Here is a 12,332-nt window from a genome sequence, read left to right as displayed (position 1 = left end):
GATCGGCGCCCCCGGCCGGGCCGGCCGGGGCTCAGTGCACCCAGCCCGCGTAGCGCTGAACGAAGCGCTGACCGGTGTGGGCGGTCACGACGACGTCGTAGCGGCCCTGCTTGTCCAGCGGCCAGGCCAGGTCGGCCTGCTTGCCGGGCTTGACCTGGACGGTCTGCGCGGTGCCCGCGAAGTCGTTGGGCGCGGCGGTGAAGGCCACGTCGGTCATCCCGTCGTTGGCCACCTGGAGGGTGAGCCTGCGGTTGCCGCGCAGGTCGGCGGTGACGATCGGCACGCCGATGTCGTTCTGGCCGTCCTGGCCGTCGCGCACCACGGTGCCGGCGAAGCGTCGGACGAAGCCGTCCGGGCCGTGCACGGTGAAGTCGTAGCGGCCGCCGGTGGCGGCGGCGTCCCAGACGTACCGGGCGGTGGCACCGGGGGCGACGGTGTACGGGGTGCCGGCGAAGGGGAGCAGGATGTTCGGGTAGACGGTGTACGGGAAGGCCACCGAGCCGTCGTTGCTCATCGTGCAGGTGACCCTGCCGGTCTTCCGGTCCACCTCGACGTCGGCCCACGGCTGGTACGGAAGCGGCCGGTGCGGGCGTTCGCCGCGCTCCTGGACCGGCATCGCCTGGGCGCCGACGGCCGGCAGCGCGACGCCGGGCAGCTTGGTGCCCGCGTCGGCCCTGGCCATCAGGGCCTTGGTGTCGGGCAGCGCCGGGATCGCGTGCTCGGGGGCGGCGAAGTCGAAGCAGCTGGTGAGGTCGCCGCAGACGGCCCGGCGCCAGGCCGAGATGTTGGGCTCGGCAACCCCGGTGACCAGCTCCATGAAGCGCAGCACCGACGTGTGGTCGAAGACCTGGGAGTTGACCCAGCCGCCGCGCGACCAGGGCGAGATCACCCAGAGCGGCACCCGGTTGCCGAGGCCGATGGCCCGTCCCTGGGTGAACTCCTCGGGGGTGCCCGGCTCGGGGGTGGGCGGGACCATGTGGTCGAAGTAGCCGTCGTTCTCGTCGTACATCACCAGGAAGACGGTGTGCTGCCAGACCTCCGGGTTGGACATCAGCGACTGCAGGGCCTGGTCGACCCAGTGCGCGCCGTAGGCCGGACCGGCCTCCGGGTGCTCGGAGAACAGGTAGGGCGCGACCAGCCAGGAGACGGTCGGCAGGGTGCCGTCCTTGCAGTGGCGGTCGAAGTCGGCGGGGTCGAACTTCGTCATCGCGTTGACGTACCGCGGGTCGTCGTGCGGGAACTCGTGGAACTGCTTGAAGTAGGAGAGCGCGTTGTCGTCGTAGTCGCCGGTGCGGTCGTCCTTGCTGGGGTTGTGGTAGACGCGCCAGCTGACGCCGGCCGCCTCCAGGCGCTCGGCGTAGGTGGTCCAGTCGGCGACGGGGTTGTCGGTGACCGGGGTGTTGTCGATCCACGGGCCGGTGGTGCCGTCCCGGCCGGGGCCGGCGGTACCGGTCCACAGGTAGAGGCGGTTGGGGTCGGTGGGGCCGGCCAGCGAGGTGAAGTAGGCGTCGCAGACGGTGAACGCGTCGGCCAGGGCGTACTGGTAGGGGATGTCGTCGCGGGTGAAGTAGCCCATGGTGCGCTCGCCCTTGGCGGCGATCCACTTGTTCATCGCACCGTTGTTGATGGCCTGGTGGCCGGTGGCCCAGTCGTGCGGGAGGCCGCCGGCGTTCTGGGCGTTGTACTTGGCGGTGTCCATCCGGTAGGGCAGCATCGCGCCGCCGTCGCTGCGCCGGCTGTCGGGCTGGCGGAAGACGTCGGTGCCGTCCGGGAACTGGAGCGCCTGCTTGTCGCCGAAGCCGCGGACACCGGCCAGGGTGCCGAAGTAGTGGTCGAAGGAACGGTTCTCCTGCATCAGGACGACGACGTGCCTGACGTCCTTGATGGTCCCGGTGAGCGGGGCGGCGGGCTTGGCATCGGCGGCGGGGGCCGGGGCCGGGGCGGCGACGGCCTGGGCGGCCGCCAGACCGGTCAGGGCGGTGGCGCCGGCGGCCGCGGTGGCGCCGACGAAGGTGCGGCGGGAGAGCTCGGGCATGACGAACTGGCCTCTCGGAGCTGGGGGATGGGGAGCCGGGGAGCTCAGAGCCGGAAGGTGGCGACCGCGGCGGCGGTGTCGGAGGGCCACTCGTTGGCGGCGGTGCCGGGGTCGGGCTGCGGCCAGTCGGCGACCAGGGTGTGCGCCTCGACCAGCTTCAACGGGCCCGCGTACTGGACGTAGTCGACGCGGTCCTGCGGCTCCGGACGGTCGCCGCGCCGCTTGCGGGTGGGCGACCAGGTGTTGCCGGGGGCCTTGACCGGATCGGGGCACTCCTCGCGGAAGGTGTCGGTCAGTCCGGCCCCCTGGAGGGCCACGGTGACCGGCCAGGCGAGCGCGCCGACGCCCTGGTGGGCGGCGGCGGTGGCGGCCGTCCAGTCGCGGTGCGAGGGCGAGGAGAGCGCGCCGGCCAGCACCACCGGGGTGCGCCGGGCGATGTCGGTGCGGACGGCGGCGGCCAGCGCCCGGGCCTGCCGCAGCCGCAGCGAGCCGTTCTCGGCGGCCTCCACCTCGGCGGCGGTGCGGCCGTCCTGGACGGCGTACGGGCCGTAGCCCGCCTCGTCCAGGTGGGCGGCCCAGAAGCGGACGCTGCGGCCGCCGGGCAGTCGCAGGGTGGCCGCGGCGGCGGGCAGTTCGGCGGTCGGGGCGGTGACGTCGGTGAGCGGGTGGCGGCTGAGGATGCCGACGCTGCCCGGGCTCTGGTAGGCGTACCAGCCGAGGGCGTCGGCCAGGGTCCTGGCCCGCTCCCCCGCGGTCTCCTGCAGGGCGAGCACGTCCAGGCCCTGGGCGAGGACCACGCGCAACTGCTTCTCCAGCGCGTCGGTGTGGGCCGAGCCCGCGTCGTGCAGGTTCCAGCTGGCGGCCTTGAGGCGCATTGGTGCGGCCGGGTCCACCACCGGGACGAGGACGGTGACGGTGTCGGTGGCACCCGTGCTGTCCTTGACGCCGACGACCACCGGCTCGGGGTTCTTGCCGGCGGCGGCGGGGGCGGTGCCGGTGAGCGTGCCGTCGGCGCTGACGGCGGCCCAGGCCGGGCCGCCGACCTTGCGGTAGGTGGCGGAGCCGGCCGGGTTGCCGGCCGGGCGGGACCAGAGGCCGCCGAGCCGGACCGTCACGGCGGCGCCCGGGGCGACGGGCGTGGCGGTGAACGCGTCCACGGCGGCGTGCGGGCGGACGACGGCGGGCTTGGGGCGGAAGGAGAACGGCTCGGTCCTGGCGAGGATGCCGTAGCCGTCCTTGGCGAGCAGGTAGGCGGTGTACGGGCCGCCGGTCAGCGCGGAGGTGTCGAGCTGGACGTCGCCCGAGGTGCCCGGGATGTACTTCCACAGCAGCGAGCTGCCGTTGCCGGGCTGGCGGCCGCCGTCGTAGATCCCGACCCAGTTCTTGGCGTCGGGGGCGTCGGTGGTCCAGTGGAAGGTGAGCCGGTCGCCTTCGGTGGGGTTGGTGGAGGAACTGAGCGTCAGGGCGCTGCCTGCGGCCACGGTTGTCCTGTCCGCCGTCCGGGACCGGGCCGCCGGGGGACGGTTCGCCGGGGCCGGGTACGGCTGGTCACGGAGGCTGGGAGAAGGGAGCTCGCGCAGTTGGCTGTACAACTGCGGGCGGCCTCATTCACCCGAAAGCCGGCGACCGGCTCATGAACGAAGCATGACGGGGCGTCGGGCGGTGCGGGAACTTCGGTGGGCGCACCTGCGGACATGCGACGGGGGCCGCGGTGGACCGGTCCACCGCGGCCCCCGTCGGGCCGTGCTCCCGAGGCGCGGAGCGCCGGTCAGGCCAGGGCGAGGAAGAGCTTCTCCAGCTCGGCCTCGCTCATCGGCGCGGCGTCCTCGTCCGCGGCGGCCATGCACTGGCGCATGCCGCTCGCGACGATCTTGAACCCGGCCCGGTCGAGCGCGCGCGAGACGGCGGCGAGCTGGGTGACCACGTCCTTGCAGTCCCGGCCCGCCTCGATCATCGCGATCACCCCGGCCAACTGGCCCTGCGCGCGACGCAGCCGGTTCAGAACCGCGCCGACCGCCTCCTCGTCCACCTGCATGTCGGGCCGCCTTTCACATCGACTGTCGATGGACAAGTGTACCCGGCGGGGTATTCATTCCCGGGTGGCGAACGTCGTACCCGACCCGCCCGCGCCGGACGCGGGTCGGCGGCGGGGGCGGGCGCGGGCCGGCGGCGGGGCCGGCGGAGGGCCAGGACGCGGCTCAGCGGCGGGCCAGGCGGCGTTCCCCGCCCGCGCCGGTCGCGTACGGAAGCTCGTAGTGCGCGAACACGGCGGGCTCGTCCTCGGCGGGCAGCACGTCGTCGGTGCCGATCGCCGGCGCCTGCTTGACGAGGTTGCGCGGGTACGCCACCCGGAGGTAGTCCGGGCCGGCCACCGCGCCCTCCAGCGGGACGAACACCAGGCGGCGCCGACCGGCGAACCCAACCGTGACGGTGGCGAAGAACGGCTCGTCGCTGGCCGTCTCCACGTAGACCGACTCCAGCGAACCGATGCGGTGGCTCTTCTCGTCGACCACGGCGTGGCCGCGCCACTCGCGGATGTCCGCCATCGCGATGCCCACGGTCCGACCTCCCGTCCCCGGCTGTTCCCCCGCCCCGGTCTCCCATCCTGCGCCGGGAGCGGCCGGGACGCGCGGCGGGGCCACCGGCCCCCGGCCCGACGAAAGGGACATACGGGGGTGACCCGGCCAACCGCCACGGGGGCCGTGACCTGGGCTTTAGGCTGTCCGGCAGCAGGACCGCGAGTGGATCGTCAGTGGTGTCAGTGGTGTCCGGGCGAAGGGGCGGCAGCCGTGGGGTACGAGAACATGTGGGAGTCCGGCGGGGCCGGGATCGCGGCCGACCTGCGGCCCGACGTGCCGCATCCGGCCCGGATGTACGACTACTACCTCGGCGGCAAGGACAACTTCCCCGCCGACCGCGCCGCCGCCGAGAAGGCGCTCGCCGCCAACCCGGAGTTCCGCTCCACCGCCCGCGCCAACCGCGCCTTCCTCACCCGCGCGGTGCGGTGCGTCGCCGACCTCGGCATCGACCAGTTCCTCGACATCGGCACCGGCATCCCCACGGCCGGCAACACCCACGAGATCGCCCGGACGGCCAGGCCCGGCGCCCGGGTCGTCTACGTGGACAACGACCCGATCGTGCTCAGCCACGCCCGGGCCCTGATGGCCGGCTCGGGCGCCGGCCGCACCACCGTCATCCAGGCCGACCTGCGCGAGCCCGGCGATCTGCTGGACGCCGTCCGGGCGGTGGAGCTGCTCGACTTCTCCCGCCCGGTCGGGCTCGTCCTCGCCGCGGTCCTCCACTTCCTGCGGGACGAGGACCAGCCCCACCGGGTGCTCGCAGCGCTGCTGGACACCCTGCCCTCCGGCAGCCACCTGGTCCTGTCGCACGGCACCGCCGACTTCATCCCGTCCACGACGCGCGACCGGGTCACCGGCGTCTACGACAGGGCCACCGCTCCCCTCGTCGGCCGCTCCCGCGAGGAGGTCCGGGCCTTCTTCGACGGCCTCGACCTCCTCGAACCCGGCGTCACCACCGTCCCCCTCTGGCGCCCCGACACCACCCCCGAGCCCGGCGCCGACCGCGTCAGCATGTACGGCGCGGTGGCCCGCAAGCCCTGAGGCCCGGGCCGGTCGGCCGATGCGCGGGAAGATCCGGCTGTCGGCCCCGTGCGATCGCGCGCGAACGGGCTGACCTGCCCCGGGGCAGGCGGCCCGCACCGCCTTGAGCGGAGCGGGCCGGCCTGGAACGATGGGCAGTTCGGATACGTCAGGTACCGCGACTCGGGGAGAGCCGCGCGATCGGGGAGGCCGTGTGATCATCGCCCGCGAGGTGGAGTTCGACCGCGACGAGATGTTCGAGCTGTACGACGCAGTGGAGTGGGAGGGCTACACCAGCGACGTCGACAAACTGATGCGCGGCCTGGCCAACTCCCATCTGGTCGTGACCGCGCGCGACGAGTCGGGGGAACTGCTCGGGCTGGCCCGCACCATCTCGGACGACGAGGCGGTCTGCTATGTCCAGGACGTCCTGGTGCACCCGCGCCACCACCGCGAGGGCGTGGGCCGTGCGCTGATGGAGCACCTCATGGACCGCTACGCGCACTGCCGCTTCTTCCTGCTCTCCACCGACCACGAGTCCACCCCGGAGGGCGTGCGGAACCACGCCTTCTACCGCTCGCTGGGCTTCCTCTCCTACGAGGAGAAGGAGATGTCCGCCTTCGGGCTCCCCCGTGTCCGCGCCCCGCGGGCGGGTGCGGGGCGGCCCACGGCCTGACCCCGGCCCCGCCGCGCCCGCCGCACGCTCAGACCGGACGGCCGGGCGGGACCAGGCCGGTCTGGTAGGCGATGGCGACGAGCTGGGCCCGGTCCCGGGCGTCGAGCTTGGACATCGCCCGGTGGACGTGGGTGCGGACGGTGAACGGGCTGACGAACATCCGCTCGGCGATCTCCTCGTTGGTGAGGCCGGTGGCGGCCATCGACATCACCTCCCGCTCACGGGCGGTGAGGACGGCCAACCGCTCGCTCGCGGGGGTGGCGGACGCCGGCTCGGGCTGGGCCAGGAACTGGTCGATCACGGCCCGGGTGGCCGCGGGCGAGAGCAGCGCCTCGCCCGCCGCGACGGTGCGCACGGCGGCGAGCAGTTCCTTGGGGTCGGCGCCCTTGCCGAGGAATCCACCGGCGCCCGCGCGCAGCGCCTGGGCCACGTACTCGTCGATCTCGAAGGTGGTGAGGATGAGCACCCGGGTGCCGGACAGCTCCTCGTCGCCGCAGATCTCGGCGGTGGCACCGAGACCGTCGACGCCTGGCATCCGGATGTCCATCAGCACGATGTCGGGCTTGGTGGCCCGGGCGAGCGCGACGGCCTCCCGGCCGTCGGCGGCCTCGCCGACCACCTCCATGTCCTCCTCCGCCTCGATCAGCAGGCGGAAGGCACCGCGCAGCAGGGCCTGGTCGTCGGCGAGCAGTACCCGGATGGTCATGCGTTGTCCCTGTCCTCTCGGAGCGCGCCGTCCGCTCGGGCGGCGTGCTCCTGTCGTTCGGCCGGTGTCGGGCGATCGGTACGGGTGGTGCGCGCGGCCCGGGCGGCCCGGGCGACGTCGGCGGCGGTGAAGGCGCCCGCGGACTCGGGGCCGTCGTCGCGGGCGCCGGTGCGCAGCGGCAGTTCGGCGGTGACCAGGAAGCCCCCGTCGGGCCGCCGGTCGGCACTGAGCCGGCCTCCGACCGCCCCGGCCCGCTCGCGCATGCCGATCAGGCCGAAGCCTCCTTCGCTGGGCGGGTGCTGGGGCAGCGACACCGCGCGGCGGCGGCCGGTCGCGGTCGGCCGGCCGTTGGCGACGCTGACCGCGACCCGGCTGCCGCTGTAGGCGAGGGTGATCTCGGCGTCGGCGCCGTGGGCGTGCTTGGCCACATTGGTCAGCGACTCCTGGACGATCCGGAAGGCGGTGAGGTCCACGCCGGGCGACAGCGGGCGGGCCTCGCCCTCGACGGAGAGCCGGATCGGCAGGCCGGCCCGCTCGAAGGTGGTGATCAGTTCGGGCAGCCGGTCGAGGCCGGGGGCGGGTTCGAGCGGGGCGCGGTCCTCGGCGCGGCGCAGCAGGCCGACGGTGGCGCGCAGTTCCTGGAGGGCCGAGCCGGTGGCGTCGGTGATGTGGCTGAGCACCTCCCGGGCCTGGACGGGGTGGTTGTCCATGAGGTGGACGGCGATGGCGGCCTGGGCGTTGGCGAGGGCGATGTGGTGGGCGACGACGTCGTGGAGGTCGCGGGCGATCCTGATCCGCTCGTCCGCGACCCGCCGACGGGCCTCCTCCTCGCGGGTGCGCTCGGCGCGTTCGGCACGCTCCTCGATGGCGGCGAGGTGGGCGCGGCGGTTGCGGATCGAGTCGCCGAGGGCGCCGGGCAGCAGGGCCCAGGCCAGCACGCCGAGCCGTTCGCTGACCGGCCCGCCGGGGCCGAACAGCAGGGCGATCCCGGTGAGCAGGACGGCGGTGACGACCGAGGCGCGCAGCGCGGTGGCGCGGTCGGTGCGGATGGCGAGGAAGTAGAGCGCGAGCAGCAGCGGGGTGGCCAGGGTCGGGGTGAGCCGGGGGCTGACCATGGCGAGCGCCATCGTGCAGAGCAGGGTGACGGCGACCACCGCACGCGGGTGGCGGCGGTGGGCGAACAGAGTGACGGCGGAGACCAGCGCGATGACGAAGGTGGGGGCGGCGAACGGGGTGAAGCGGCCGCCGTTCTGGTCGATGGTGGCGCCGAGGGCGGTGATCGTGACCATGGCCGTGCCGCCGGCGACGTCGAGCAGCCGCGGATGGTCGCGGCGCAGGCGCTGCCAGAAGTCGCTCATGCTCGTGCTCTCCGGTCGGGGGACACTGGCCACGCCCGCAACCGGGCAGCCTGGGTTCGAGCCGCGCCGATCCCGATCGGGGGCGCGGCGGGCCGCGGCGGGGACCTCCGCACGCGCGGTGGCCCCCGACAGCAACGGTAACGGTTGGGCTCGAACCGGTGTCCGAGCGGTTTGGCGCCGACCCGGCCCCGCGCGGTGTCGGGACGGGGCCGGGGCCGGGCGGCAGTGTCCTAGACGGTGACCGACTCCCGGACCGGGGCCTGCTCGGGGGCGGGGGTCTCCAGCTTGCTGCCCTCGACGTCCACGTCGGGTATCAGGCGGTCGAGCCAGCGCGGCAGCCACCAGGCACGGCGGCCGAGCAGGGCGAGGACGGCCGGGACGATGGTCATCCGGACGATGAAGGCGTCGAAGGCGACGGCGGTGGCGAGGCCCAGACCCATCATCTTGATCATCGGCTCGCTCATCCCGATGAAGCCGGCGAAGACGGCGATCATGATGAACGCGGCGGCGGTGACCACCCGGGCGTTGTGCCGGAAGCCGGTGACGATCGCCTCGCCGGGCTCCTCACCGTGGACGTAGCCCTCGCGGATGCGGGTGACCAGGAACACCTCGTAGTCCATGGCAAGGCCGAAGACCACACCGATCATGAAGATCGGCATCATGCTCATCACCGGGCCGGTCTGCTCCACGCCGATCAGATCGGCCAGCCAGCCCCACTGGAAGACCGCGACCACGGCGCCGAGCGCGGCGACCACCGACAGCAGGAAGCCGAGGGCCGCCTTCAGCGGCACGAGGATCGAGCGGAAGACCACCATCAGCAGGACGACGGCGAGGCCGACGACCACGGCGAGGTAGGGCAGCAGCGCGTCGGACATCTTCTGCGAGACGTCGATGTTCATCGCCGTGGTGCCGCTGACCAGGACCGTCGCCCCGGTGGCCGTCTTCAGGCCGGCCGCGTCGTGGCGGATGGCGTGCACGATGTCCTTGGTCTCGGCCTCGCTCGGACCGGTCGCCGGGACGGCGTTGAGCAGCGCCGTGTCGCCCGCCTGGTTGAACATCGGCGGCGTCACCGCGACGACCCCCGGCAGCCCGGAGACCTTCTTGGCGACCTCGTTCGCGGCGGCCTTCGGGTCGGCGACGCCCTTGACGTCCACCATGACTGTCAGCGGGCCGTTGAAGCCGGGGCCGAAGCCCTCGGAGAGCAGGTCGTAGGCGCGTCGCTGGGTGGTGGAGGTGGGCTTCGACTCGTCACCCGGCAGGCCGAGCCGCAGGTCGAGCGCGGGGGCGGCGAGCACGCCGAGGCCGATCACACCGCCGAGCAGCACCGCGAGCGGGCGGCGCAGGATGAAGCGGGCCCAGCGGGCTCCGCCGTTCTCCTTCGCGGCCGGGGCCGCCCCGCCGCGGGCCTTGCGGGCCTTGCGCGGCAGCACCTTGCGGCCGAGGAAGCCGAGCAGGGCGGGCACCAGGGTGAGGGCGACCAGCACGGCGATGACGACCGTCCCGGCGGCGGCCATGCCCATCTTGGCCAGGATCGGGATGCCGACCACGGAGAGGCCGGCGAGCGCGATCACCACGGTGAGGCCCGCGAAGACCACCGCGGACCCGGCGGTGCCGACCGCCCGGCCCGCCGCCTCCTGGGGCGCGCGGCCCTCGGCGAGTTCGGCGCGGTAGCGGGAGACGATGAACACCGCGTAGTCGATGCCGACCGCGAGGCCGAGCATCATGGCGAGGGTGCCGGTGGTGGTGGAGAGCCCGAGCGTGCTGCCGAGCGCGGTGATCAGCGCCATGCCGAGGCCCACGCCGACGACCGCGGTGAGCAGCGGCAGGCCGGCCGCGACCAGCGAGCCGAAGGTGATCACCAGCACGACGGCGGACAGCGCCATGCCGATCGCCTCGCTGCTGCCCCCGGCGTCGGCCTTGGCCATCAGCGCGGTGCCGCCGATCTCGACCTTGAGCCCGGCGTCCCGGCCGTGCTGGGCGGCCCGCTCCAGGGTGTCGGTGGCGGTCTTGGACACCTCTCCGGCCTTGGCGGAGTAGCTCACCGTCGCGTAGGCGGTGGTGCCGTCCGAGGAGACGGCGCCCGGCATCTTGAACGGGCTCACCGCGCCGGTGACCTGCTCGGAGCCGGCGAGCTCGCCGACCGTCCGCTCGACCGCCTGCTGGTTGGGCGCGGCGGTGATCTTCTGGCCGGAGGGGGCGACGAACACCAGGCGCGCCGAGGCCCCGTCGGCGTGGCCGCCGGGGAAGCGCTCGTTCATCAGGTCGAACGCCTTCTGCGCTTCCGTGCCGGGCATCGCGAAGCCGTCGTCGGGTGCGGCGGGCGCCTTGGCCGCCAGGACTCCGACGGCTGCCAGCACGGCGACCCAGAGGAAGGTCACCAGCCGGCGCCGGACGAAGGTCCATCGGCCCAGGCGGTACAGGAACGTGGCCACGGGAGAGCGGACTCCTTCGGATGCGGTTCTCGGGAACAGGAAGCGCCGCGGCCGACCGGACGTCCTGGTGGACGCGGTCCCCCGCAGCATGACCCATCCTTGATCGCCGACCCCTGCTCCGTCGTCGTCCCTGTGCAGGCCGTTTGCGTACTGCGGACGCAGTAGTGCCGTCCCCCGCACGGAGGAGCGCACGCCCTGCGCCGGACGCAGCCCCCGGACCTGCGACGGCAGTAGATCCGGTCACCCGTGCGGTCGGCGACGGCGGGCCGGGGGCCGGTGGGCGAAGTAGCGTGATGTGCCTGACCCGTCCGCTGACGTGCGGTTCGGGAGGATTCGACCCGATCGGTGCTGCTCCGGCAGCCCGCCGCCGGAGGTGCCCATGGGCGTTCCAGCCGCCCGCATCGTGTTCGACGAGAGCGACCGCGCGGCCGTCGCCGAAGCGGTGACCGAGATGCTCACCACCGGCGCGCTGACCCTCGGCCCGTGGACAGAGCGCTTCGAGCAGGCCTTCGCCGCCGAGCACGGCGCCTCGCACGCGATCGCGGTGAGCAGCGGCACGGCGGCGCTGGAGGTGATCCTGCGCAGCGTCGGCGTCCGGGGCCGCGACGTGGTCGTCCCCGCCGTCACGTTCTACGCGACCGCCGGGGCGGTGGTGCACGCGGGCGGGCGGCCGGTCTTCGCCGACGTCGATCCGGCCACCCTCGCGCTCTCCCCCGAGACCCTGGAGGCGGCGCTCACCCCGGACACCGCCGCCGTCGTCCTGGTGCACATCGGCGGGCTGGTCGGCCCGCAGGTCGACGCCCTGCGGGCGCTGTGCGACCGGCGCGGCGTCCCGCTGGTCGAGGACGCCGCCCACGCCCACGGCAGCAGCTTCGACGGGCGCGCCGCCGGCACCTTCGGCCTGGCCGGGGCCTTCTCCTTCTACCCGACCAAGGTCACCACCAGCGGCGAGGGCGGGATGATCCTCACCGAGTCGCCCGAGCTGCGCGACGGGGCCCGGATCTACCGCGACCAGGGCAAGGGCTCCTTCACCACCAACCACCACGTGAAGCCCGGCTACTCCTGGCGGATGAGCGAACCGCACGCCGCGATCGGCGCGGTGCACCTGCGCCGGCTGAAGGAGTTCATCGAGACCCGCCGGGCCGTCGCCCGCCGCTACGACACGGCGCTCGCCGGGCTGGACGGGCTCGACCCGGTGCCCGAACCGCCCGGCTGCCGCGGCAACTACTACAAGTACGTGGCGCTGCTGCCGGCCGGGGTCGACCGCGCCGAGTTCAAGCGGGCGGTGGCTGAGGAGCACGCGGTGCGGCTGTCCGGCGAGGTCTACGACCTGCCGCTGCACCTCCAGCCGGTGTTCGCCCCCTACCGGCGCGGGCCGCTGCCGGTGGCCGAGGACGTCTGCGCCCGGCAGGTCTGCCTGCCGGTGCACTCCGACATGACCGAGGACGAGACGGAGCAGGTGGTCGACGCCGTCTCCGCGGTGTACCGGCGACTGGCCGGGTAGCCGGAGCGAAGGGAGCAAGATC

At 73.9% G+C, this 12,332-nt stretch carries 10 protein-coding genes; 3 read left to right on the top strand and 7 right to left on the bottom strand.

All coding sequences use genetic code 11. The annotated features are described in order from the left end of the window. Positions 1-31: 31 nt before the first annotated feature. The 4 genes from ACFVVA_RS09760 to ACFVVA_RS09745 all read right to left on the bottom strand — a co-directional run bounded on the left by ACFVVA_RS09760 (position 32) and on the right by ACFVVA_RS09745 (position 4,581). Complete coding sequence (locus ACFVVA_RS09760; protein ID WP_387687561.1) at positions 32-2,035, bottom strand: phosphocholine-specific phospholipase C; 2,004 nt, start codon at positions 2,033-2,035, stop codon at positions 32-34. Between the two features lie 44 nt (positions 2,036-2,079). Next, positions 2,080-3,516, bottom strand: coding sequence for an endonuclease/exonuclease/phosphatase family protein (locus tag ACFVVA_RS09755; protein ID WP_387687559.1), 1,437 nt, complete (start codon positions 3,514-3,516; stop codon positions 2,080-2,082). Between the two features lie 287 nt (positions 3,517-3,803). Continuing rightward, the gene (locus ACFVVA_RS09750; protein ID WP_188303232.1) at positions 3,804-4,070 is read right to left on the bottom strand and encodes a metal-sensitive transcriptional regulator; all 267 of its coding nucleotides are present in this window, start codon (positions 4,068-4,070) and stop codon (positions 3,804-3,806) included. A gap of 163 nt (positions 4,071-4,233) precedes the next feature. Next, positions 4,234-4,581, bottom strand: coding sequence for a PRC-barrel domain-containing protein (locus ACFVVA_RS09745; RefSeq protein ID WP_387687846.1), 348 nt, complete (start codon positions 4,579-4,581; stop codon positions 4,234-4,236). 258 nt (positions 4,582-4,839) lie between these two features. Here ACFVVA_RS09745 and ACFVVA_RS09740 point away from each other — a divergent pair, with 258 nt between their 5' ends. Both ACFVVA_RS09740 and ACFVVA_RS09735 read left to right on the top strand, forming a co-directional pair. Next, entirely contained in the window at positions 4,840-5,655 is an 816-nt protein-coding gene (locus ACFVVA_RS09740; RefSeq protein WP_387687844.1) for an SAM-dependent methyltransferase, read from the top strand. Between the two features lie 193 nt (positions 5,656-5,848). Further along, a complete protein-coding gene (locus ACFVVA_RS09735; protein ID WP_387687556.1) occupies positions 5,849-6,310 on the top strand; it encodes a GNAT family N-acetyltransferase in 462 nt (153 codons plus the stop codon). Between the two features lie 28 nt (positions 6,311-6,338). Here ACFVVA_RS09735 and ACFVVA_RS09730 read toward each other — a convergent pair whose 3' ends face one another. The 3 genes from ACFVVA_RS09730 to ACFVVA_RS09720 all read right to left on the bottom strand — a co-directional run bounded on the left by ACFVVA_RS09730 (position 6,339) and on the right by ACFVVA_RS09720 (position 10,806). After that, entirely contained in the window at positions 6,339-7,016 is a 678-nt protein-coding gene (locus ACFVVA_RS09730; protein WP_359914739.1) for a response regulator transcription factor, read from the bottom strand. Continuing rightward, positions 7,013-8,374 (bottom strand): sensor histidine kinase, encoded by a 1,362-nt coding sequence (locus ACFVVA_RS09725; RefSeq protein WP_387687554.1) that lies wholly within the window; start codon positions 8,372-8,374, stop codon positions 7,013-7,015. Before ACFVVA_RS09725 ends, ACFVVA_RS09730 begins: the two co-directional genes overlap by 4 nt. 230 nt (positions 8,375-8,604) lie before the next feature. Then, positions 8,605-10,806: an MMPL family transporter gene (locus tag ACFVVA_RS09720; protein WP_387687552.1), complete on the bottom strand. Its 2,202-nt coding sequence runs from the start codon at positions 10,804-10,806 to the stop codon at positions 8,605-8,607. Positions 10,807-11,185: 379 nt separating this feature from the next. On the opposite strand from ACFVVA_RS09720, the gene ACFVVA_RS09715 reads away from it, so the two are divergent. Further along, complete coding sequence (locus tag ACFVVA_RS09715) at positions 11,186-12,310, top strand: DegT/DnrJ/EryC1/StrS family aminotransferase (RefSeq protein ID WP_387687550.1); 1,125 nt, start codon at positions 11,186-11,188, stop codon at positions 12,308-12,310. Positions 12,311-12,332: the final 22 nt, after the last annotated feature.

The sequence above is a fragment of the Kitasatospora sp. NPDC058048 genome (assembly GCF_042885555.1).
Classification (GTDB): Bacteria; Actinomycetota; Actinomycetes; order Streptomycetales; family Streptomycetaceae; genus Kitasatospora; species Kitasatospora lactacystinica.
Note: the sequence above shows the minus strand (reverse complement) of the source record. Positions and strands in the feature narration are given on the sequence as shown.

What these genes read in the sequence shown, in the direction of transcription:
- ACFVVA_RS09760 (WP_387687561.1), bottom strand. Translation starts at nt 2,035, where the DNA reads ATGCCCGAGCTCTCCCGCCGCACCTTCGTCGGCGCCACCGCGGCCGCC.
- ACFVVA_RS09750 (WP_188303232.1), bottom strand. Translation starts at nt 4,070, where the DNA reads ATGCAGGTGGACGAGGAGGCGGTCGGCGCGGTTCTGAACCGGCTGCGT.
- ACFVVA_RS09745 (WP_387687846.1), bottom strand. Translation starts at nt 4,581, where the DNA reads ATGGCGGACATCCGCGAGTGGCGCGGCCACGCCGTGGTCGACGAGAAG.
- ACFVVA_RS09740 (WP_387687844.1), top strand. Translation starts at nt 4,840, where the DNA reads ATGTGGGAGTCCGGCGGGGCCGGGATCGCGGCCGACCTGCGGCCCGAC.
- ACFVVA_RS09730 (WP_359914739.1), bottom strand. Translation starts at nt 7,016, where the DNA reads ATGACCATCCGGGTACTGCTCGCCGACGACCAGGCCCTGCTGCGCGGT.
- ACFVVA_RS09725 (WP_387687554.1), bottom strand. Translation starts at nt 8,374, where the DNA reads ATGAGCGACTTCTGGCAGCGCCTGCGCCGCGACCATCCGCGGCTGCTC.
- ACFVVA_RS09715 (WP_387687550.1), top strand. Translation starts at nt 11,186, where the DNA reads ATGGGCGTTCCAGCCGCCCGCATCGTGTTCGACGAGAGCGACCGCGCG.